25 protein-coding genes are annotated in these 20196 nt (G+C 58.6%); 17 read left to right on the forward strand and 8 right to left on the reverse strand.

The window, feature by feature from the left end:
- Positions 1–157: 157 nt before the first annotated feature.
- The 10 genes from yajC (at position 158) to ACR3ES_RS11425 (ending at position 7069) form a co-directional block, all read left to right on the forward strand.
- Entirely contained in the window at positions 158–445 is a 288-nt protein-coding gene (gene yajC, locus ACR3ES_RS11380) for a preprotein translocase subunit YajC (protein WP_170432919.1), read from the forward strand.
- A gap of 33 nt (positions 446–478) precedes the next feature.
- On the forward strand, positions 479–2140 hold the full coding sequence (gene secD, locus ACR3ES_RS11385; RefSeq protein ID WP_480425359.1) for a protein translocase subunit SecD: 1662 nt from the start codon (positions 479–481) through the stop codon (positions 2138–2140).
- Between the two features lies 1 nt (position 2141).
- Positions 2142–3110, forward strand: coding sequence for a protein translocase subunit SecF (gene secF / locus ACR3ES_RS11390; RefSeq protein ID WP_170432913.1), 969 nt, complete (start codon positions 2142–2144; stop codon positions 3108–3110).
- Positions 3103–3849, forward strand: a complete 747-nt coding sequence (locus ACR3ES_RS11395) for a sulfite exporter TauE/SafE family protein (protein WP_170432910.1) — start codon at positions 3103–3105, stop codon at positions 3847–3849. The genes secF and ACR3ES_RS11395 overlap by 8 nt, the downstream gene beginning before the upstream one ends.
- A 9-nt stretch (positions 3850–3858) precedes the next feature.
- Positions 3859–4212 carry an Mth938-like domain-containing protein gene (locus ACR3ES_RS11400; protein ID WP_170432907.1) on the forward strand — a complete coding sequence of 118 codons (354 nt, stop codon included), beginning with the start codon at positions 3859–3861 and terminating at the stop codon, positions 4210–4212.
- A 67-nt stretch (positions 4213–4279) separates the two neighbouring features.
- On the forward strand, positions 4280–4894 hold the full coding sequence (gene ccmA / locus ACR3ES_RS11405) for a heme ABC exporter ATP-binding protein CcmA (protein ID WP_170432903.1): 615 nt from the start codon (positions 4280–4282) through the stop codon (positions 4892–4894).
- Entirely contained in the window at positions 4891–5547 is a 657-nt protein-coding gene (ccmB, locus tag ACR3ES_RS11410; RefSeq protein WP_170432900.1) for a heme exporter protein CcmB, read from the forward strand. The genes ccmA and ccmB overlap by 4 nt, the downstream gene beginning before the upstream one ends.
- Positions 5548–5608: 61 nt before the next feature.
- Complete coding sequence (locus ACR3ES_RS11415) at positions 5609–6382, forward strand: heme ABC transporter permease (protein WP_170432897.1); 774 nt, start codon at positions 5609–5611, stop codon at positions 6380–6382.
- Positions 6379–6537, forward strand: a complete 159-nt coding sequence (ccmD, locus tag ACR3ES_RS11420) for a heme exporter protein CcmD (protein WP_170432893.1) — start codon at positions 6379–6381, stop codon at positions 6535–6537. The genes ACR3ES_RS11415 and ccmD overlap by 4 nt, the downstream gene beginning before the upstream one ends.
- Entirely contained in the window at positions 6530–7069 is a 540-nt protein-coding gene (locus ACR3ES_RS11425) for a DsbE family thiol:disulfide interchange protein (protein WP_170432891.1), read from the forward strand. Before ccmD ends, ACR3ES_RS11425 begins: the two co-directional genes overlap by 8 nt.
- Here the strand turns inward: ACR3ES_RS11425 and ACR3ES_RS11430 are convergent.
- Together ACR3ES_RS11430 and acnA are read right to left on the reverse strand one after the other, a co-directional pair.
- Entirely contained in the window at positions 7066–7767 is a 702-nt protein-coding gene (locus ACR3ES_RS11430) for an SDR family oxidoreductase (protein ID WP_170432888.1), read from the reverse strand. The genes ACR3ES_RS11425 and ACR3ES_RS11430 overlap by 4 nt on opposite strands.
- Before the next feature lie 124 nt (positions 7768–7891).
- The gene (gene acnA, locus ACR3ES_RS11435; RefSeq protein ID WP_170432885.1) at positions 7892–10582 is read right to left on the reverse strand and encodes an aconitate hydratase AcnA; all 2691 of its coding nucleotides are present in this window, start codon (positions 10580–10582) and stop codon (positions 7892–7894) included.
- Between the two features lie 224 nt (positions 10583–10806).
- Between acnA and ACR3ES_RS11440 the strand changes: the two genes are divergently transcribed.
- Positions 10807–11508, forward strand: coding sequence for a DUF1223 domain-containing protein (locus ACR3ES_RS11440; protein ID WP_170432881.1), 702 nt, complete (start codon positions 10807–10809; stop codon positions 11506–11508).
- On the opposite strand, the gene ACR3ES_RS11445 is transcribed toward ACR3ES_RS11440, so the two are convergent.
- The 5 genes from ACR3ES_RS11445 to purB form a co-directional block, all read right to left on the reverse strand.
- On the reverse strand, positions 11509–12432 hold the full coding sequence (locus ACR3ES_RS11445; protein ID WP_170432878.1) for a lysophospholipid acyltransferase family protein: 924 nt from the start codon (positions 12430–12432) through the stop codon (positions 11509–11511). It lies immediately after the preceding gene.
- A gap of 102 nt (positions 12433–12534) precedes the next feature.
- Positions 12535–13638: a FliG C-terminal domain-containing protein gene (locus ACR3ES_RS11450; RefSeq protein WP_170432875.1), complete on the reverse strand. Its 1104-nt coding sequence runs from the start codon at positions 13636–13638 to the stop codon at positions 12535–12537.
- A 68-nt stretch (positions 13639–13706) separates the two neighbouring features.
- Positions 13707–14246, reverse strand: coding sequence for a tetratricopeptide repeat protein (locus ACR3ES_RS11455; RefSeq protein WP_170432872.1), 540 nt, complete (start codon positions 14244–14246; stop codon positions 13707–13709).
- A gap of 103 nt (positions 14247–14349) precedes the next feature.
- Positions 14350–14502 (reverse strand): chitin-binding domain-containing protein, encoded by a 153-nt coding sequence (locus tag ACR3ES_RS11460; protein WP_170432869.1) that lies wholly within the window; start codon positions 14500–14502, stop codon positions 14350–14352.
- A 116-nt stretch (positions 14503–14618) separates the two neighbouring features.
- Entirely contained in the window at positions 14619–15923 is a 1305-nt protein-coding gene (purB, locus tag ACR3ES_RS11465; RefSeq protein WP_170432866.1) for an adenylosuccinate lyase, read from the reverse strand.
- A gap of 89 nt (positions 15924–16012) precedes the next feature.
- Between purB and ACR3ES_RS11470 the strand changes: the two genes are divergently transcribed.
- From ACR3ES_RS11470 to ACR3ES_RS11490, 5 genes are all read left to right on the forward strand, one after another.
- Positions 16013–16345, forward strand: coding sequence for a hypothetical protein (locus ACR3ES_RS11470; RefSeq protein WP_170432863.1), 333 nt, complete (start codon positions 16013–16015; stop codon positions 16343–16345).
- Positions 16342–16764 (forward strand): DUF6314 family protein, encoded by a 423-nt coding sequence (locus tag ACR3ES_RS11475; RefSeq protein WP_170432860.1) that lies wholly within the window; start codon positions 16342–16344, stop codon positions 16762–16764. Before ACR3ES_RS11470 ends, ACR3ES_RS11475 begins: the two co-directional genes overlap by 4 nt.
- 78 nt (positions 16765–16842) lie before the next feature.
- The gene (locus ACR3ES_RS11480; RefSeq protein ID WP_170432857.1) at positions 16843–17430 is read left to right on the forward strand and encodes a biotin transporter BioY; all 588 of its coding nucleotides are present in this window, start codon (positions 16843–16845) and stop codon (positions 17428–17430) included.
- Between the two features lie 189 nt (positions 17431–17619).
- A complete protein-coding gene (locus ACR3ES_RS11485) occupies positions 17620–18132 on the forward strand; it encodes a lysozyme family protein (protein ID WP_170433131.1) in 513 nt (170 codons plus the stop codon).
- A gap of 9 nt (positions 18133–18141) precedes the next feature.
- Complete coding sequence (locus ACR3ES_RS11490) at positions 18142–18468, forward strand: hypothetical protein (protein WP_170432854.1); 327 nt, start codon at positions 18142–18144, stop codon at positions 18466–18468.
- 26 nt (positions 18469–18494) lie between these two features.
- On the opposite strand, the gene ACR3ES_RS11495 is transcribed toward ACR3ES_RS11490, so the two are convergent.
- On the reverse strand, positions 18495–19715 hold the full coding sequence (locus ACR3ES_RS11495; protein ID WP_170432851.1) for a bifunctional alpha/beta hydrolase/OsmC family protein: 1221 nt from the start codon (positions 19713–19715) through the stop codon (positions 18495–18497).
- A gap of 281 nt (positions 19716–19996) precedes the next feature.
- On the opposite strand from ACR3ES_RS11495, the gene ACR3ES_RS11500 reads away from it, so the two are divergent.
- Positions 19997–20191 (forward strand): hypothetical protein, encoded by a 195-nt coding sequence (locus tag ACR3ES_RS11500; RefSeq protein ID WP_170432848.1) that lies wholly within the window; start codon positions 19997–19999, stop codon positions 20189–20191.
- Positions 20192–20196 lie beyond the last annotated feature (5 nt).

Below are 20196 nucleotides of genomic sequence, written 5' to 3' on the forward strand. Positions count from 1 at the left end.
AGGGTATATCTGCAACGCTTTGCATGAACTTCTAAGACACGCGTACGGTTCTGGTGGGTCACAGCGCCGCCTTTGCTTGCAAACACCCATTTCAAAGCATAGGTTCCCGCCAAATTTGCGGAGAGGTGTCCGCAAGATCTGAACAAAGGAATATCCCATGGATGGTGGCGCAATCGCCCAGTTTCTCCCGCTGATCTTGATCTTTGCGATCATGTATTTCCTGCTGATCCGGCCCCAGCAGAAAAAGGTGAAAGAACATCAGGCCATGGTCGAAGCTGTGCGCCGGGGCGATCAGGTTGTGACCCAAGGGGGGCTGATTGGCAAAGTTTCGAAAGTCAAAGAGGGCGAAAACGAGATCGAGGTCGAGATTGCCGATGGCGTCAAGGTCCGCGTGGTCAAAACGACCCTTGCGCAGGTTCTGAACAAAACCGAACCGGCGAAGTAATTCCGCGCGATAGTTCCTTGAAAAGGCAGGGTAATGCTGCAAATTGATACCTGGAAGCGGGTTCTGATCTGGCTGGTTTGTGTGACCGGCTTGCTGATGGCCCTGCCGAATGCGTTTTACACGCGCGTCGAACAATCGAATGACGCCAAGGCTGCAATCGAGTTGGGCATAGACACGCCCGAGATGCAGACCGAGGCCGCGCAATGGCCGAACTGGCTTCCGTCCTCTCTGGTCAATCTTGGCCTCGACTTGCGCGGTGGTGCGCATCTGCTGGCCGAGGTTCAGGTTGGTGACGTGTATGAATCCCGGATGGAGGCCACGTGGCCGGAAATTCGCGACGCGTTGCGCGACGAACGGGCCACAGTGGGCACAATCCGAAAACAAGAGTCTGCTCCAGATGAGATTCGTGTTCGCATCAGCCAGCCAGAAGGCATGCCGCGCGCCTTGGAGGTTGTGCGGGGTCTCGCGCGGCAAGTGCAAACCCTGACCGGCGTCGGAGCCACAGATATCGAAGCCCGCGCCGAGGGCGACACGATCGTGGTGCAATTGTCCGAGGCCGAACGGCTTGCCTCGGACGACCGCACGGTGCGGCAATCTCTGGAGATTGTGCGCCGACGGATTGACGAGGTCGGCACGCGGGAACCCACGATCCAGCGCCAAGGCACCGACCGTATCCTGATCCAGGTGCCAGGGATCGGCAGTGCCGGTGAGTTGAAAGAAATCATCGGAACAACCGCCCAACTGACGTTCAACCCGGTTGCCGGACGCGGCACAGACCCGGACGCGGTTCCGGGGATCGGCGAAAAAAATGTTCCCTCGCTCGACGAAAGCGGCGTCTATTACACCATCGAATCCGCGCCCGTTGTGACCGGCGAGGAACTGGTCGATGCCCAGCCCGCGTTTGATCAGAACGGCCGACCTGCGGTCAATTTCCGGTTCAACACCTCCGGTGCGCGGAAATTTGGCGACTACACGTTGGAAAACATAGGCGCGCCCTTTGCCATTGTTCTGGATGACGAGGTGATTTCGGCCCCGGTGATCCAAAGCCATATCCCCGGCGGTTCTGGCATCATCACCGGGAACTTCACCGTTGAGGAAAGCACCAATCTGGCGGTTTTGCTGCGTGCCGGTGCATTGCCTGCGGGGTTGGAATTCCTCGAGGAACGCACAATCGGTCCGGAATTGGGCCAGGACAGTATCGACGCAGGTAAGGTGGCGACCATCGTGGCCTTTGGGGCGGTGCTGGTCTTCATGGCGCTTAGCTATGGCTTGTTTGGCATATTCGCCAATATCGCCCTGATCGTAAACGTAGGCTTGTTGTTTGGCCTGCTGTCTTTGATCGGCGCGACGCTGACCCTGCCGGGTATCGCGGGGATCGTCCTGACGGTTGGTATGGCGGTGGACGCCAATGTTCTGATCTTTGAACGTATCCGCGAAGAACTCAAATCCGCCAAGGGTCCTGCGCGCGCAATCGAGCTTGGCTATGAAAAGGCGTTGTCGGCCATTCTGGATGCGAATGTGACGACATTCATTACGGCGACAATCCTGTTTGCCATGGGCAGCGGCCCTGTGCGCGGCTTTGCCATAACACTGGGTCTGGGCATTTTAACCTCGGTCTTTACCGCGATCTTCGTGACGCGTCTTATGATCGTGATGTGGTTCGAACGCCGCCGTCCGAAAATGATCGAGGTGTGATATGCGACTGAAACTGGTTCCTCAGAATACCTCTTTCGATTTCTTCAGCCGCTGGAAGCTGTGGCTGGGCATTTCTGGCCTGATGATGGTAATCGCCTTCACCTCCTTTCTGATCCAGGGGCTGAATTTCGGCATCGATTTTCGCGGCGGGACAACCATCCGGACCCAAAGCGTCCAGGAAATTGACGTCGGTGCCTACCGGGATGCAATTGGCCCGTTGGGTCTTGGCGACGTGTCGATCACCGAAATCTTCGATCCAACCTTTGGTCCGAATGAAAACGTGGCCATGATCCGCATTCAGGCGCAGGCCGATGCCGAGGCGGTCTCCGCTGCAACTGTGACGGCGGTGGAAGAGGCGTTGAAGCTGGTCGTGCCAGACATTCAATTCGTATCTGTCGAGTCGGTCGGACCAAAGGTGTCGGGCGAGTTAATCCAAACGGCCGTGATCGCCGTGGTTTTGGCCATCGGCGCGGTGCTCGTCTACATCTGGTTACGCTTTGAATGGCAGTTCGCGCTGGGCGCGGTTGCGGCGTTGGTGCATGATGTGATCCTGACGATAGGTATCTTCTCAGAGCTGCAGATCCGGTTCGATCTGGCGATCATCGCAGCGCTCTTGACCATTGTGGGTTATTCATTGAACGACACCGTGGTTGTGTTCGACCGGGTGCGAGAGAACCTGAGGAAGTACAAGAAAAAAGACCTCAAAGAGGTTCTCAATATCTCGATCAACGAAACGCTCAGCCGGACGGTGATGACCTCGGTGACAACCCTGCTGGCGCTGATCTCGCTCTATATTCTGGGCGGAGACGTGATCCGCGGCTTCGTCTTTGCGATGATCTGGGGCGTGATTGTGGGAACCTATTCTTCGGTCTTTGTCGCCTCGACCATCCTCTTGTGGTTGGGTGTCAAACGCGACTGGTCTAAGCCGTCGAACACCGCTGGCAACCAGTTTGCCAACGTTGATGCCTGAGGTTTTTGGCCAGTCCCCTCTGGGGCTGGCCATTATCCTTTCTGCGGCCTTTTTAGGAGGCATTGTGCGTGGCTTTTCCGGCTTTGGGACCGCGCTTGTCTTCTTGCCGTTGGCAACACCCCATCTTGGTCCTTTTGGCGCGCTGATCGGCTTGACGATCATGGATATCTTTGGTCCGCTGCCCAACCTGCGCCGGGCCTGGTCAGCCGTGGATCGCGGAGACTTGTTACGCCTTGTGCTGGGATGCGCGCTGGTCCTGCCGGTCGGCCTCTGGGTGCTGACACAGGTGGAACCCGAGGTATTCCGCTACGCGGTCAGTCTGATTGCCCTTTTCATGCTTGCGGTGCTGATCCTTGGGTTGCGGTACCGGGGCCAAATGCGCCGCGCCATGGTGTCAGCAATTGGTGGGGCAGCTGGATTTCTGGGGGGCGTTGCGGGTTTGCCGGGTCCTGCGGTGATCCTGTTTTACATGTCGCGGCCGCTACCGGTTGAGGTGATCCGCGCCACCATCCTGCTGTTTCTTTTCGTCTTTGACTTTCTCATACTCGGGTACTTGACCGGTATGGGACGGGTTACGATGTCTGCCATCGGGCTGGGCCTGATCCTGGCGATCCCCAATCTGTTGGGCAACTGGCTGGGCGGGTGGTTGTTCCGACCGGAACGAGAGCGCCTGTACCGCATTGTCGCGTATCTGGTGATTGCGCTTGCAGCCTTGTCCGGGCTGCCGCTTTGGGGCTAGAAGACGCCCATGCGTTTAAATGAAATCACTTACAACAACGCCGTGCCGGTTGACGGCTATGGGCCAGGGTTTTTCCGGATCGGCGACCAGGTCTTTGACGGTGCCGTGATGACCGGTCCCGCTGGAACGGCCTCTTGGGGCGGATACAGCGATCTAGCGCCATTGCTCGCACTCAAGGATCAGGTGGACGTACTGTTTATCGGCACAGGTAAAGACCTGTCTCATATCCCGTCTGACTTGCGCAATGCGTTGGAGGACGCCGGGATGGGGGTCGAAATCATGAACTCTCCGGCGGCGTGCCGTACCTACAATGTCTTGCTTTCCGAGGGCCGACGTATTGCGTTGGCCCTGTTGCCGGTCTGAGACGGGCGGGGCCCCCTGCGGCAAATCCGGCCTTTTGCCTCTGACGGCAATGAGATAAGCGGAACTCATGACATTGACCATAACCGATCTGGCCATTGCCCGGGGCGGCATTCCCGTGCTTGAGGGGCTAAGCTTTGCGCTGGAGCCGGGTCGGGCGCTGATTTTGCGGGGTCCCAACGGGATCGGCAAGACAACCTTGTTGCGCACGCTGGCCGGGTTGCAGCCGCCTTTGGAGGGCCGCATCGAAGGGGCCGAGGATCAGATCGCCTATGCTTCCCACTCAGACGGGCTGAAACCGACTCTGACAGTCGCGGAAAACTTGACCTTCTGGTCGGCGGTCTTTGGCACAGACAGTATTCAGCCCGCTTTGGATGCCTTTGCATTGAACGGGCTGGCGGATCGTCACGCTGGCAATTTGTCGGCGGGACAGAAACGACGGCTGGGTCTGGCGCGGATGCTGGTCACCGGACGTCCAATCTGGATGCTGGACGAGCCAACGGTCTCGCTCGACCGGAATGCCGTGCAGATGTTCGCCGATGCCGTCCGGGCGCATCTGGGGCAGGGTGGATCAGCCCTGATTGCGACCCACATTGATCTTGGTCTGGAGGGTGAGGTTCTGGATGTCGGGCCCAACAAGGCAAAACCTAAACCGATTGACGATTTCGACGGAGGGTTCCTGTGATCGCCCTGTTGCTGCGCGACCTGAAACTGGCCTTCCGGGCGGGCGGCGGTTTTGGTCTGGGCCTGGCCTTTTTCCTCATCGTGACGGTTCTTGTTCCGTTTGCTGTGGGACCGCAGTCTTCGCTGCTGTCGACGATCGCACCGGGTGTGCTGTGGCTTGGGGCGCTGCTGGCCTGTTTGCTGTCGCTGGACCGCCTCTTGGCGCTGGATTGGGAGGATGGCTCTCTCGATCTGCTGGCGACGGCCCCATTGCCGCTTGAATCCGTGGTTACGATCAAGGCGCTGGCGCATTGGCTGACCACCGGTTTGCCGCTGGTTCTGGCCGCACCGTTTCTGGGCGTGCTGCTGAACTTGCCCATTCCCGGGTTTTTCTGGCTGGTCGTTTCGTTGTTGATCGGCACACCGGCCATGAGTGTCATCGGCACATTCGGTGCAGCGCTGACCGTCGGGTTGAAACGCGGAGGATTGCTGTTGTCTTTGTTGGTGTTGCCGCTCTACGTGCCCACTTTGATCTTCGGGGCCGAAGTTGCCCGTCGGGGCGCCACAGGGATGGACACCCAAACACCGCTGTTGTTACTTGCCGGGATTACCGCTGCGACCATAGCGTTGCTGCCCTTTGCCAGTGCTGCGGTCTTACGGATCAATCTGCGGTGAGGCGCCGAAACTTTGACCGATGTCAATTGAGAACAGGCCTGAGTTAGACTAGATACACCCCATGTCCATCGCAGCCAAAGCCAATGCCCTTTGGGAATACGCCAACCCGCGCAAGTTCCTTGCGACCAGCGAGCGTGTCCTGCCGTTTTTCTGGATCACGTCGATTGCCTGCGTTGTTGTCGGTCTGGTCTGGGGGTTCTTCTTTACGCCGGATGATTACAAACAGGGTTCGACCGTCAAGATCATCTACCTGCACGTGCCTTCTGCGATGATGGCGATCAGTTGCTGGTTCATGATGCTTGCCACGTCACTGGTCTGGCTGATCCGCCGCCACCACGTCAGCGCTCTGGCCGCCCGCGCTGCGGCGCCGGTGGGGATTGTGATGACACTGATCGCATTGGCCACCGGGGCGATCTGGGGGCAGCCAATGTGGGGCACCTGGTGGGCCTGGGATCCGCGCCTGACGTCGTTCCTGATCCTGTTTCTGTTCTACCTCGGCTACGTCGCTTTGTGGGAAGCGATTGACGACCCGGACACCGCTGCGGACCTGACATCGGTCCTGTGTCTGGTGGGATCCGTTTTTGCCTTTCTCAGCCGTTATGCGGTGAATTTCTGGAACCAGGGCCTGCATCAGGGTGCGTCGGTCATGCGGGCGGGCGCCATCACCGGCACGGATACCGAAGAAAAGGTCAGCAACATCTATTTCTACCCCTTGATGGTCTGCATTATCGGTTTTGTTTTGCTGTTCGTTGCTTTGGTTTTGTACCGCACTGGAACGGAAATCCGGGCGCGGCGCATCAAGGCCTTGCTGGCACGCGAAAGGGTGAACGCGTGATCCCTGATCTTGGAAAATATGCCGATGCTGTTCTATCGTCTTATGCTGCATCGATTGCCCTGCTGGTGGTTCTGATCGCGGTCACGTTGATGCGCGGGCGCAAAGTCCGGGCCGAGATGGAAAAGGTCGAACAAAGGATGACCCGAAATGGCTAAGATCTCACCCCTGATGATCGCGCCGCCTTTGATATTTGCGGCCTTCGCCGTCTTGGCCGGGATCGGCATGTTCCGCGACGATCCCAATGCCTTGCCATCCGCGCGCGAGGGTCAGCCCGCGCCGCCGGTTGTCTTGACCGAGTTTCCCGGCAAGACGCTGTTTGACGACGCGACTCTGCGCGACGGTGAGGTCAAGCTGGTCAACTACTGGGCCAGCTGGTGTGCCCCGTGCCGGGCCGAACACCCAAATCTTGAAGCGCTGTCGCGCGAGGGGATCCCTGTCTATGGTATTAACTACAAGGATAAACTTGGCAACGCCGAGGGATTCCTGACCGAGCTTGGCGATCCCTATGTCGGCATCGGCCGCGATGAACACGGGCGCATGGCGCTGGATTGGGGCCTATACGGTGTGCCGGAAACCTATGTGATTGACGGCGAGGGTACCGTTATCTTGCGATTTGCCGGACCCATTACGCAGCGTGTGATCGACAGCACCATCCGCCCCGCTCTGGAGAAGGCAGCGGGTGGTTAAAGCCGGTACCCACCGGTGCCGGCCAACACTTCCCCGGTTATGAAATCGGCGGCATCGGACGCCAGAAACCGCACCGCCCGAGCGATGTCCTCGGGCGTGCCGACGCGGCCAAGCGCGGTGTTTTCGACAAACAACGCCGTCAGGTCATCGGGGCGGGGCGCTTCGGGGATGTTGATTGCGCCTGGTGCCACGGCATTTACGCGAATGCCATCGGGACCCAGTTCTTTTGCCATGCCACGGGTCCACAGGTTCAGGGCGGCTTTGCTTGCCCCGTAGGTGACCGCGTCTCGCGGCGGCAATTCCGCATTCATGGATGAAATACTGACAATCGTCGCACCCCGCTTCAGATGCGGCAAAGCAGCAGACAACAGCGCCGCAGGAACCAGCAGATTCAGGTCCAGAATTGCGCGGTGATCGTCGATTTGAAAGGTTTCTTTGGGTGTGCTTCGAACCAAACCAGCATTGTTAACGATGACGTCCAATCGACCAAACCGATCCAGCGTTCTGGCAACCACATCCTCTGGCTGGCCCGGGGTGGTCAGGTCGGATTGCACCGACATAACCGTGTCTTTTTTCGTCTTCGTATCGGGACGGGTTGTATGCCAGGTAAACGCGACACGGTGATCCTGGCGCAGGTCTTCGACAATCGCGCGCCCGATGCCGCGTGCCCCGCCGGTGATAAGAGCAACTTTGTCCATGCCGGTACCAAACCGACAATTCGAGCGGAAGGCAACGCCTGCGACACTGCAAAGTGACCCCGCTCAAAAGAAAAGAGCGCCCTGCAAAAGGCGCTCTTTCGATCCCTGTATCAGCAATGCGTTTTTAGCTGGCCTTGGCCAGATTCCGCAGAACATATTGCAGGACACCGCCGTTTTCGATGTATTCGATCTCGGGTGCGGTATCGATCCGGCATTTCAGGGTGATGGTCTTTTCAGTACCGTCACCATAGACAATGGTGCAGGGGACCTCTTGCAGTGGTTCGACCGAGTCCAGCCCATGGATAGACACCGTCTCATCGCCCTTCAGCCCCAGAGTTTTACGAGTGTCACCGCCGGTGAATTCGAACGGAATCACGCCCATGCCAACCAGATTCGAACGGTGAATACGCTCAAAACTTTCCGCAATCACCGCCTTCACGCCCAGAAGCGCGGTTCCTTTGGCCGCCCAGTCACGCGAGGAACCCGCGCCGTACTGTTCGCCACCAAAGACCACCAGCGGAGTCCCATTGGCCTGGTGTGCCATCGATGCTTCGTAAACCGATGTCTGTTGGCCGTCCGGCCCCACCGTATAACCGCCTTCGACACCGTCCAGCATCTCGTTCTTGACGCGGATATTGGCAAAGGTTCCGCGCATCATGACCTCGTGGTTGCCACGGCGGGATCCGTACGAGTTGAACTCGCGCGGTTGTACCTGACGTTCGGTCAGATATTTGCCAGCCGGGGTTGTCGTCGCGAAAGAGCCGGCAGGTGAGATATGGTCCGTGGTGATCATGTCACCCAGGATCAGCAGCACCTTGGCTCCGTCGATATTCGAGATCGTTCCCGGCTCAGGCCCCATCCCCTGGAAGTAGGGCGGGTTCTGGATATAGGTCGAGGTCGGTGGCCAGTCATAGGTTTCCTGCTGCGGAACATCGACTCCTTGCCATTTTTCGTCGCCCTTGAAGACGTCGGCATATTTGGTCTGGAACGCCTCGCGGGTCACGGTGGCCTCGACCAGTTCGGCAATTTCGCTCTGGGTCGGCCAGATGTCTTTCATGAAGACATCGTTGCCATCCTTGTCCTGACCGATGGGTTCAGAGGTCAGATCGATGTCGAGCGTTCCGGCCAGAGCATAAACAACAACCAGCGGCGGCGACGCCAGATAGTTCGCGCGCACGTCAGGGGAAATCCGGCCTTCAAAGTTCCGGTTGCCGGACAGAACCGACGTGGCAACCAGATCACCTTCGGCAATTGCGTCGGACAACTCGGCCTGAATGGGTCCCGAGTTGCCGATGCAGGTTGTGCAGCCGTAGCCGACAAGGTTGAAACCGATCTTGTCCAGATCGTCCTGCAGGCCTGCGGCCTCAAGATAGGCAGACACGACCTGCGATCCCGGTGCCAGAGAGGTTTTGACCCATGGTTTGCGGTCCAGGCCCAAGGCCGCGGCCTTGCGTGCCACCAGGCCCGCGCCGATCATCACATAGGGGTTCGAGGTGTTGGTACACGACGTGATCGAGGCGATCACGACCTTGCCCGATTCCATTGTGTAGTCTTCGCCTTTGACGGCAACCTCTTTGCCCATCGGGCGCTTGAAGGTTTCCGCCATTTCCCTGGTGAATGCGGCCTTGGCGTCGGTCAGCGCGACATAGTCCTGCGGGCGTTTCGGGCCCGAGATCGCCGGAACGATGGTGCCCATATCCAGCGTCAGGGTGTCGGTATAGATCGGCGCATAGTCCGCGCCGCGCCAGAACCCGTTTTCCTTGGCGTAAGCTTCGACCAGCGCGATCCGGTCCTCGTCGCGGCCGGTGTTGCGCATGTAGCGCAAGGTCTCACCGTCGATCGGGAAGAACCCACAGGTCGCGCCGTATTCTGGCGCCATATTGGCGATGGTTGCGCGGTCGGCCAGCGGCAGGCTGTCCAAGCCTTCGCCATAGAATTCAACGAATTTTCCGACAACGCCCTTTTCGCGCAGCATCTCGACAACTTTCAGAACAAGGTCGGTGCCAGTGGTGCCTTCGACCATCGCACCGGTCAGTTCAAAGCCCACAACCTCGGGGATCAGCATCGAGATCGGCTGACCCAGCATCGCGGCCTCGGCCTCGATCCCGCCAACGCCCCAGCCTAGTACGGCCATGCCGTTGACCATGGTGGTGTGGCTGTCGGTGCCGACCAATGTGTCGGGATAGGCGACCTCATCCCCGCTCTGATCGGTGTCTGTCCAGACGGTCTGCGCCAGATATTCTAGGTTCACCTGATGGCAGATACCGGTACCCGGGGGGACAACACGGAAATTGTTGAACGCGGTCTGACCCCATTTCAGGAACTGGTAGCGTTCCATATTTCGTTCGTATTCGCGGTCCACGTTCATCTGGAACGCGCGCGGATTGCCGAACTCATCGATCATGACCGAGTGGTCGATGACCAGATCAACCGGGTTCAGAGGGTTGATCTTTTGTGCGTCGCCACCCAGGCCTTTGATCCCATCACGCATCGCCGCAAGGTCAACAACAGCCGGAACACCGGTGAAATCCTGCATCAGAACGCGGGCAGGGCGATAGGCGATCTCGCGCGGGTTCTTACCACCGTTTGCACCCCATTCGCCAAAAGCCTTGATGTCGTCGACCGAGACGGAAAAGCCGTCATCCTCGAACCGCAACATGTTCTCGAGCACCACTTTCAACGCGGCGGGGAGTTTCGAGAAATCGCCCAGACCGGCCTCTTGCGCGGCGGGGATCGAGTAATAGGAAATGGACTTGCCATTGACGCTCAGGCTGCGGCGTGTCTTGGCGGTATCCTGTCCGACTTTGATGGGCATCTGTGGCCTCCCTCTCAAATGACGTGGAATATGGGATTCGCTGAGGGGTATCTGCATCACCAAGGGCGCCGGTTCAAGGTCCAACAGGCCATGTGCGGCAATTTTTGTATACCATTGCACACATTTTCGCGAAAAAGCGCCAATTTGGTCTCAAGAAACCTTGATTGGCGGGTGAGGCGCAAAGCGGCTAAATCTTGGTATCAGCCAACTATCCCGAGACGAACATGTTAAAATCCGCCGCTATAACCCTTGCCGCTACCCTTGTATTTTCAATATCCGCCGCAGCCGAAAGCGACCCCGTGGTGGTCGAATTGTTCACGTCTCAGGGATGCTCGTCCTGTCCTCCGGCGGACAGGATCATGCATGATCTGGCCAAACGAGACGATGTGATCGGTCTGGCGCTGCATGTGGATTATTGGGATTACATTGGCTGGAAAGACGAATATGCCAATCCGGGTCACACCTTGCGGCAGCGGGCATATGCGCGGCAGGGTGGTCGATCCATGATCTACACGCCGCAAATGGTGGTCAACGGCCAGCAGGATATCGTGGGCGCTCAATCCCGCGAGTTGGATCGCCTGATCGAGGCGCATCTGAAGGCCGCGCCAGAGGCGTCGGTTTCGGCTGAGCGCTCGGGAAACGAGGTAACCGTGCGCGTCACGCCGGGGACATTACCCGAAGGACAGATCTATGACGTTCGGATCGTGCAGTACTCGCCCATGCGCCACGCCTCGATCCGCCGGGGGGAACTGGCCGGGCACGAACTGGACTATGCCAATGTCGTCGAATCCTGGCAAACCGCAGGGCAATGGGACGGGGCGGTGGCGCAGGCATTTTCCGCCGCGCTCGCTTCGGACTATCCGGCCGTTGTTTTGGTGCAGGGGGCGGATCACGGGCCCATTGTCGCGGCCGCGCATGTCAAGTGATCAGGGCATGTCCTCGGGCTGAACTCCCAAACCGTTCCATGTTTTCCAGCGACGGTGAATCCAGAACCATTGCCCCATATGCTGGCGCACCATTTTTTCCAGATCGTCGTTGGTAAACTGGGTCATGGTTTTCGGATCGGTGTGCGGCACCGGATCATGCAGGACGATCTCAAAATCAATACCGTTGGGCTGGCGCACGGCGTAGCATGGAATAAGAACCGCATCGTACTTAATCGCCAGTTCCGCGTTCAGGACCGAAGTGACAGCCGGTTTTCCGAAAAACATCAGCTCTTCGCCGCCATGGGCGTGCAGGTCCGAGACAATCGCGATGATGCCGCCGCTTTTTAACGTGCGGACCATTTCGACCATACCGCGCCGACCCTGTTCGAACATGGGTGCACCGGTTTTGTAGAACGCCTGAACATAGGCCTCGTTGAAATAGGGATTGGCCATCCGGCGATAGAGGCAACCGATGGGCTTACCGCTGCGGGCCTGCAAGGCGATCCGCGCTGCAAGGTAATGACCGAAATGCGCCGTGATCATCATCACCGGGCGGCCTTCTGCGACTGCTGCATCAAAGGCCGCGACGCCGGACCCCGAGACCTTGGCCGTGCTTTGCCGGTCCGTGAACCCTTCGGGTGAGAAATGCTCCATGATGGCGCGCCCGGCGTTTTCCGGCACGGCGCGGCAGATGCGGTTGACCTCGTTTTCTGGCAGATCGGGGCGGGTCAACTTGAGGTTGCGGCGCACGCGGGTGCGAAAGCCGACGACCGGCGCCAGGGTGCGGACAATTGCGCCCATCGTCGCGATGCGCCGCTCATACGGCAACAGCCGCATCGTACCGATCACAGCTTTCAGGAGCAGGCTGGCGATATAGTATTTTCCAAGCTCAAAACGGCTGAGCTCTGACTTATCGACGGGCATGGGATGTCTCACCGAGTGTTGCGACGTGCACGCGCACACATATATCCCGTCACCGGTAATCTCAAGCGCGGGGCCGATGCGCCCAAGGACCCGTCATTTGCCTTAGCGTTCCTCGTCCTCGTCCTCGTCCGATTCGACCAATGTAATTGCCCCGTCATCGGCGAGGTTGCGCACCGCACCTATGATCTCACTCATGGCGTTTTCGGCATCGGCTTGTTTGATGCGGCCGCGCTCGGCCATTTCCTCGCGCAGGTTTTCGGCCATCCGCGATGAAACATTGGACAGAATGAACTCGACCGACGCCTTGTCGTCATCTGCGGCTGCGCCGGCCAGGGCGGTCACCAGAACCAGCTGATCGACGCTGCGCAGGATGGCCGATACGTCCCGGGGCGCAATGCGGCTGGAGATATGGGCAAAGGTGAAAATGGACTGGCGGACGGTATTGGCAAAATCCGCATCCTCTTCGTCCAGCGCGTTCAGCAAGCCGTCGCGGGTTGATGCCGAGGATTGGTTCAGGATTGCACCAACGCGTTCTCCGGGCCTTTCGGAAAACGCCTGCGCCGGTCGCTGATCCAGTTGGGCGGCCAAAGACCATCCGATCCGCTCCACAGCCTCGGGGGTCACGTTGCTGGTTTTCGAAATCGCATAGGTGATCCGCCGGGCGACCGGGCCGGGCAGGTGGCCCAGCAGGTGCGCGGCCTTGGCGGTGTCGAGTTTTGAGAGCATGACTGCGGCCACCTCGGTGCTTTCAGCCTGGGCCATCGTGGCCAGATCCTCGGTCGGTATTTCGCGCAGTCGCTGCCACGGATCGCCGATCTGTCGCACGCCGGCCACTTTGCGCAGCCGGGCTGCGGTTGCGGGTGTGATCTTGCCATTAACGGCATCCAATGCCCCTGCAAGCCCGTGCGGGAAGGCCAGGCCCACACTGTCCAGCGCATCGCCGAATTCCTGAGCCACCGCGTCCAATGTCACGCGGTCCACAAGACCCATCTGACCCAGTTGATACGTCAGCTTTTCCTGCAGGCCGTCTGGCAGCTCTTCCAAAGGTAAATCCGCTCCTTCATTCAACAGAAGGCGCACGACAACAGCCGCCTTTTGACGGTTGCTCAGCGTACGGGGCACAACGCGCGATGTGTCAGCGGGTTCGTCGCGAACGGGGGCAGATGCCCCCGGCGTCATTTTCATCAACGCTTTATTGTCCTGCATCTGCCTGCGGTGCCCAAAATTTGTTCCACAGGCAGAATAAGAAGAAGAAGGTAAAGAAAGATTGAAACTCAGTAGCTGTAGGTCAAACCCGTCTGGATGGCCTCGCGCAGCGATACCTCGGCCCAGGTTCCTTCGCCGCCACGCGCCTTGATTTCGCGCCACTGCTCGATCGCCAGATCTGTTTTGCCTTCGGATACAAAGCCTTGTGCCATATAGCTGCGGGCGAGGATATTGTCCGGATTGGCGGTAATGGCGTTTTCGTAGAAGGTGTTTGCCAATTCCAGTTCGCCCATCTTGCGATAGGTGAAGCCCCAATAGGTCAGCACCCGATCATCGGTCTGGTCCATGACGCGCAGAATACCCTGCGCATTTTCATACTGACCGTCATATGCCAGTTCGCGCACGGCGTCATACAACTGATCTTCGGTAAAATTGGATTTGTTTGGTTTCACGCACCGTCCTGCCGCTTCGTCGTAGACGCGGCCGAACAGGCATTTCTTGGTCGTATTGGTGGGCTTAGGGGGATTGCTGTCACCACCAGCGGCATGGACAACAGTTGCAAAGGCAAAGGCTTGGAATGCAATTGCAGAAGCTAAAACGAGACGCATTTTCCTACTCCGTTCTCGGGGCTGCTTTGGCGATCATAGTGTGATCTGCAAAAAACCGAACACCCGATCCGTCGCTTTTATTCACAAGTAGGACAGAAGATCGTCAGCTGTTGACGATTTTCACGCAGCTTTGCGAGGCGGTGTCCCAGAATGTGCCCGAGGCACAGGACTGTGTCTGCTGCTGATGCGCGCTGCAGGCAAGGCCAGCCGAGGCGGCACAAACAAGGGCCAGTGTGCAAAGAACGGTGCGGATCATCGTGGTGCTCCCGTGAAGGCAAATGCACGCGGATCGTACCCTATTTCCGAGGGTTTGGCAAAACAACAAAGGCCGTACAATAGGCCGGGCTTTGTCTAAGACCACCCGGCTTTGGTCTAGGCGCCGAACACGCGCTCAAAGATCGTATCGACATGTTTGGTGTGGTACCCGAGATCGAACTTTTCCTCGATCTCATCCGCGCTCAGCGCTGCAGTGACATCCGGGTCGCTCAGCAACTCGGTTTTGAAATCCTTGCCTTCTTCCCAGACCTTCATTGCGTTGCGCTGTACCAGCCGATACGCATCTTCGCGGCTGACGCCTGCCTGCGTCAGCGCCAGTAATACCCGCTGGCTCATCACCAAGCCACGGAATTTGTTCATATTGGCCAGCATGTTGTCCGGATAGACGACCAGTTTGTCGATCACGCTGGTCAGACGGGAGAGCGCAAAGTCCAAAGTGACGGTTGCGTCGGGGCCGATATTGCGCTCGACCGATGAGTGCGAGATATCGCGCTCGTGCCAGAGGGCCACATTTTCCATCGCTGGAACAACAGCCATGCGCACAAGCCGGGCCAGACCGGTCAGGTTCTCCGTCAGCACCGGGTTGCGTTTGTGCGGCATTGCCGACGAGCCCTTTTGGCCCTTTGAAAAGAACTCTTCGGCCTCCAGAACCTCGGTCCGCTGCATATGGCGGACTTCGACCGCGATGTTCTCGATGCTGCTGGCGATCACGCCCAAAGTGGCAAAGAACGCGGCATGACGGTCGCGCGGAATGACCTGCGTGCTGATCGGTTCGGGGACCAGACCCATCTGGTCACAGACATGTTCTTCGACCTGCGGGTCGATATTGGCAAATGTGCCAACTGCGCCCGAGATGGCACCGGTCGCAATCTCGGCCCGCGCGTCGCGCATGCGGGACAGGTTGCGATCCATCTCGGCGTAAAACCGGGCAAAAGTCAGCCCCATTGTAGTAGGTTCGGCGTGAATACCGTGGCTGCGGCCAATGCGGACGGTCTCTTTGTGTTCATAGGCGCGGCGCTTCAAGGCGGCTAAAAGGCCCTGAAGGTCTGCGATCAGGATGTCGGCGGCCCGGGTCAGCTGCACGTTGAAACATGTGTCGAGGACATCCGAGCTGGTCATCCCCTGATGAACGAAGCGCGCCTCGTCGCTGCCGACATGCTCCGCCAGATGGGTCAGAAAGGCGATAACATCATGCTTGGTGACCGCTTCGATTTCGTCGATGCGGGCCACGTCGAATTCAACGTCCTTGGCTTTCCAAACAGACTCGGCATTCTCACGCGGGATCACGCCCAGATCCGCCATGGCGTCGCAGGCATGCGCCTCGATCTCGTACCAGATGCGGAACTTGGTTTCCGGCGACCAGATGGCAACCATGTCGGGGCGGGAGTAGCGTGGAATCATTGGCAGCGGCACCTTTTTGTGATTTGGCCTTAGGTGATGGCGCGGGGTTTAAACCCGTGGGCACAAAGGAACAAGGCACGAGTGCAGGAATGAGACGGTTTGCCCTGATTTTGGCGATCTGGCCCGGTGTTTTGGTGGCAGATGAGTTTCAGGCTCTGTCGGGAGATGAAATTCTTCAGGCACTGATCGGAAAGAAGCTCGACTACGGTGAGGGTGCCTGGCAAACCTTTGAAGACAGCATGCTGACGCAGTATTTTTCGGGACGCCCCAGTTCGGGACGATGGGCGGTGCGAGGGGACCAATACTGCTCTTTATGGCCACCTTCCGACTTGTGGGCCTGTTACGATGTTCAGAAAGACGGCAACACAATCCGGTTTATCGGAGAGGGCCGTGACATCACGGACGGAACCTACGCCGAATGAGCGGGCCGCAGTCCATTTCTGATTTTGTGGGGGAGTGGCAGGTGCAGCGCGTCATACGAGACGCCAAGGCGGGTCAGATTGTGCACGCCGAGGGTTTGGCGTGTCTGGTCCCCGCGGATGACGGTCTAACATATGACGAAACGGTCACTCTGCGGCTGCCGGGTCAAAACGATATGACAGGAACACGCAGATACCTGTGGCGCAAAAGCGAGGATGGAATCGCGGTGCACTTTGATGACGGCCGATTTTTTCACAGTTTGACGCTTGGGGGCGTGCAGGCCTCGGATCACCATGATTGTCCACCCGACAGCTATGATGCGGCCTATGATTTTTCGCGCTGGCCGGTGTGGTCGGTGCGGTGGACGGTTACCGGGCCCAGAAAATCCTATGAAATGGAGACCGAATATCGGCTAAGATAGCGCAATCATCTTGCAGCAGCGCGTTGGAATGGGCAATGCTGCGGCTGCAAACAAGTCCGAACTTGGAGAAAACGAAATATGAATGCGAATGTTCTGGCCGAAGCGATCGGCCCGCGCGAGGGGACAGCGCTGCGCGTCAAACAGGTAGCGCTGGTTGCGCTGGGTATTTTGGCCTTGGCTGTTGCTGCGAAGATCAAAGTCCCTATGTGGCCGGTCCCCATGACGATGGGCACCTTTGCGGTGCTGACGATCGGCACTGCCTATGGTGCGCGTCTGGGTCTGATCACCATGATGGGATACCTGCTGATCGGCGCGTTGGGCTTTGACGTATTTGCAGGCTCGTCAGCTGAGAAATTCGGCCTGACCTACATGATGGGCGGTACTGGCGGCTACCTTGCCGGTTACCTGCTGGCCACTGTTCTGCTGGGCGCGCTGGCCGCGCGCGGCTGGGATCGCTCGGTTGGTAAACTGGCGCTGGCGCTGGTGTTGGCCAATGTTGTGATCTATGTGCCCGGTCTGCTCTGGTTGGGTCGGCTTTATGGCTGGGATCAGCCGATCTTGGAATGGGGTCTGACACCGTTTGTGCTGGGCGATGCGATCAAGCTGGCGCTGGCGGCGCTGTTGATTCCCGGTCTGTGGAAGCTGATGGGTAACGCCCGCAGCTAAAAATCTGCGTTGAGCACAGCGATGCAAACCGCGCCAGCTTGAGCCTGGCGCGGTTTTTTTGTGTCGCCGCAACACGATGCTGGACAAGAATCACCGCCAGAGGCCAAGCTGGAGGTACATCAACCATCAGGTTATTTAAAAATGCGTAGTGTTTGGAAATCAGCCCTTTTCATTTGTTGTGCGATGTGGATGGGCGGCTTTACTGCCGCATCAGCAGAAACCCCGGTCAGCTATACGGATAATGGTCAGGCGCTTTTCAAGTTTTCGGTGCCGGACTTCTGGATGCTCCGCACCGGTGCTCCCCGCGAGATCGAGGATACAAATCTGGGCGATCCGCGGGCTGTTTCCCGCATCATGGGGTTGAGACCCGTTACAGATGACGCGGCCTGGATGGGGTTTGTTTCACCGGCGGGCGTTAAAGACATTGAAGGCGGGGTCCGATACCTTCAAGATATCGACAAGTTTCTCGCCAGAGATCCAGTTGTTTCCAGTACCAGCGACACGCGCATCGGCGGTTTGCCTGCGCGCGTGATCCGTGGCACGGGCAGCCGGGATGGACGTGGTGTGAGTTTTACAGCGACGATCATCGACCTGCCGCGCGACCGCGTCGCGATTGCAGTGGCCGTGCTTAGGGACGGAGCGGACCCGGGTTATGTCGATGATCTGAACGCCGTTTTCGCGTCGTTCCGGTCATTGCGGTAGGGGGCACACATGACCAACAAGCTTCTCAAACGGTCTGTTCTGGCGCTAGGTCTGGGAGCGGGTGCATTTACCCTTTCGGCATGCGATGGCGTCACCGTTGGTGTCGGATACGGGTATGATCCGTTCTACGACTCGATGCTGTGGAACGACTATTACCATGACGTGGACGTTGACGTGGATGTAAACGTCCCGGACCGGCCCAAACTCCCAATCAACAAACCACCGGCACGCCCCACGCCGCCCATAGGCAAGCCGCCCGCGCGGCCACGTCCGCCTGTGGCGCGTCCCCCGGCTGCGCGGCCGCCGATCCATCGGCCAGCACCGCGACGCCGGTAATCCGTCTTGAATTTGCAACCTGCTGCTTACGTCGCGGGGAGTAACTCGGTGGTGATATGCGCGGACCCTTCCAGAGTTCTGTGGACCGGGCATTTGTCCGCAATCTCCAGCAGACGGGCACGCTGGTCCTGATCCAACGGGCCATCCAGCCGGATTTTGCGGCGGAATTGGTCGACCTTGCCTTCGTTGGCGAGGCCTGCGTCCTGAGCATGCACCTTGTCGTGGCAGACATCTACGCTGACCCCGGTCAGTGGCCACTTTTTGCGGCGCGCATACATGCGGATTGTCATCGAGGTACAGGCCCCCAAACCAGCAGACACAAATCCATACGGGGACATGCCGCGATCTGTGCCGCCGTAAGAGGCTGGTTCGTCTGCGACCACGTGGTGACTTGGGCCGGACTGAACGTCTTGGGCAAACCCGCTCGGGTCAATTTCGGTGACACGCACAACCCCTTCCGGCGCGCCAGGGGGCGGCGCAGGGGGATGCAGTTCCACGTAGCGCGACACCCATGCGGCAATGACTTCTGCGGCATATTCGGCATCGGTGGCACGCGTGATCAGATGGTCGGCATCGTCCAGCGTCACAAAGCTCTTGGGGTGTTTTGCCGCCAGAAAGATCGTGCTGGCATTGTCAATGCTGACGGTTTCGTCCAGCGGCGCGTGCAGGATCAGCAGGGCCGCCTTGAGATCAGCGATAGCTGGGGCCAGTGCCGCCTCGGAAATGTCGTCGACGAAGGCTTTGCCGATGCGGAACGGACGCCCACCCAGCGTGACATCAGCACTGCCGTCCCGTTGAATCTGGGGCAGGGCATCTTCGAAATGGTGTGAGACATGGCCCGGATCCGCCGGTGCACCCAATGTCACGACCGCTTTGACCGAAGGAATACCAGACCGCGCCCGCAAGACGGCCGCGCCCCCCAGAGAATGGCCGATCAACAGCGCGGGAGCCATGTTTCGACCCGCCAAGTATTGCGCGGCGGATATCAGATCCTCGACATTCGATGTGAAGGTCGTATTTGCAAACTCACCACCCGAATGGCCCAGCCCGGTGAAATCGAACCGCAGGACGGCGATGCCCATTGCCGCCAACCGGGCCGAGATACGGCGGGCAGCGGGGATGTCCTTGGAACAGGTAAAGCAATGCGCAAAAAGCGCTGTCGCAAGCACCGGCCCATCGGGCAAATCCAGCCGTGCGGCCAGTTGGCTGCCGTCATGACCGGCAAAAGTAATGCGTTCCGTTGGCATGTCGGCTCCTTGGGTTGCTGGGGAACGCCCTTGATACTGTGTGCATCCGCTGAGTGTCACAACCCTTGTGTCACACGCGTCACAGGAAGGTGAGAACTCAGCAGCCAAGCCGACGTACTGCGAAGACCCTCAAGTATGAATTGCAAACTGCTTTGAAGCGCATGAAGGGGACTATCAATATCCATCATGAAAAGTGATGATATTGCCAACAAACATTCGTTTTAATAATTGGAAGCCGGAGCCCATGTTGCCGGAACACACATCCCAAGTAGGAGGCTGATATGGCACATACAACTTCAAACCCAGCTGTCCCCGAACTACGATTGGGCACGCTGTTGGTGATAGTTTTGATCGGCGCAACTGGCTTTGCCCTTGGACGGGCCTGGCCCGAGGCCGGTGCAGTGCCGCAGGTTCAATCCAGCCCGGAAATCGAGGACTGGCATGGCAACGTGCGGCGGTCAACATGGCCCGAGTGAGCGCG

The organism is Ruegeria sp. B1 (assembly GCF_056535885.1).

What these genes read in the sequence shown, in the direction of transcription:
- yajC (WP_170432919.1), top strand. Translation starts at nt 158, where the DNA reads ATGGATGGTGGCGCAATCGCCCAGTTTCTCCCGCTGATCTTGATCTTT.
- secD (WP_480425359.1), top strand. Translation starts at nt 479, where the DNA reads ATGCTGCAAATTGATACCTGGAAGCGGGTTCTGATCTGGCTGGTTTGT.
- secF (WP_170432913.1), top strand. Translation starts at nt 2,142, where the DNA reads ATGCGACTGAAACTGGTTCCTCAGAATACCTCTTTCGATTTCTTCAGC.
- ACR3ES_RS11395 (WP_170432910.1), top strand. Translation starts at nt 3,103, where the DNA reads ATGCCTGAGGTTTTTGGCCAGTCCCCTCTGGGGCTGGCCATTATCCTT.
- ACR3ES_RS11400 (WP_170432907.1), top strand. Translation starts at nt 3,859, where the DNA reads ATGCGTTTAAATGAAATCACTTACAACAACGCCGTGCCGGTTGACGGC.
- ccmA (WP_170432903.1), top strand. Translation starts at nt 4,280, where the DNA reads ATGACATTGACCATAACCGATCTGGCCATTGCCCGGGGCGGCATTCCC.
- ACR3ES_RS11415 (WP_170432897.1), top strand. Translation starts at nt 5,609, where the DNA reads ATGTCCATCGCAGCCAAAGCCAATGCCCTTTGGGAATACGCCAACCCG.
- ACR3ES_RS11425 (WP_170432891.1), top strand. Translation starts at nt 6,530, where the DNA reads ATGGCTAAGATCTCACCCCTGATGATCGCGCCGCCTTTGATATTTGCG.
- ACR3ES_RS11430 (WP_170432888.1), bottom strand. Translation starts at nt 7,767, where the DNA reads ATGGACAAAGTTGCTCTTATCACCGGCGGGGCACGCGGCATCGGGCGC.
- acnA (WP_170432885.1), bottom strand. Translation starts at nt 10,582, where the DNA reads ATGCCCATCAAAGTCGGACAGGATACCGCCAAGACACGCCGCAGCCTG.
- ACR3ES_RS11440 (WP_170432881.1), top strand. Translation starts at nt 10,807, where the DNA reads ATGTTAAAATCCGCCGCTATAACCCTTGCCGCTACCCTTGTATTTTCA.
- ACR3ES_RS11445 (WP_170432878.1), bottom strand. Translation starts at nt 12,432, where the DNA reads ATGCCCGTCGATAAGTCAGAGCTCAGCCGTTTTGAGCTTGGAAAATAC.
- ACR3ES_RS11450 (WP_170432875.1), bottom strand. Translation starts at nt 13,638, where the DNA reads ATGCAGGACAATAAAGCGTTGATGAAAATGACGCCGGGGGCATCTGCC.
- ACR3ES_RS11455 (WP_170432872.1), bottom strand. Translation starts at nt 14,246, where the DNA reads ATGCGTCTCGTTTTAGCTTCTGCAATTGCATTCCAAGCCTTTGCCTTT.
- ACR3ES_RS11460 (WP_170432869.1), bottom strand. Translation starts at nt 14,502, where the DNA reads ATGATCCGCACCGTTCTTTGCACACTGGCCCTTGTTTGTGCCGCCTCG.
- purB (WP_170432866.1), bottom strand. Translation starts at nt 15,923, where the DNA reads ATGATTCCACGCTACTCCCGCCCCGACATGGTTGCCATCTGGTCGCCG.
- ACR3ES_RS11470 (WP_170432863.1), top strand. Translation starts at nt 16,013, where the DNA reads ATGAGACGGTTTGCCCTGATTTTGGCGATCTGGCCCGGTGTTTTGGTG.
- ACR3ES_RS11475 (WP_170432860.1), top strand. Translation starts at nt 16,342, where the DNA reads ATGAGCGGGCCGCAGTCCATTTCTGATTTTGTGGGGGAGTGGCAGGTG.
- ACR3ES_RS11480 (WP_170432857.1), top strand. Translation starts at nt 16,843, where the DNA reads ATGAATGCGAATGTTCTGGCCGAAGCGATCGGCCCGCGCGAGGGGACA.
- ACR3ES_RS11485 (WP_170433131.1), top strand. Translation starts at nt 17,620, where the DNA reads ATGGGCGGCTTTACTGCCGCATCAGCAGAAACCCCGGTCAGCTATACG.
- ACR3ES_RS11490 (WP_170432854.1), top strand. Translation starts at nt 18,142, where the DNA reads ATGACCAACAAGCTTCTCAAACGGTCTGTTCTGGCGCTAGGTCTGGGA.
- ACR3ES_RS11495 (WP_170432851.1), bottom strand. Translation starts at nt 19,715, where the DNA reads ATGCCAACGGAACGCATTACTTTTGCCGGTCATGACGGCAGCCAACTG.
- ACR3ES_RS11500 (WP_170432848.1), top strand. Translation starts at nt 19,997, where the DNA reads ATGGCACATACAACTTCAAACCCAGCTGTCCCCGAACTACGATTGGGC.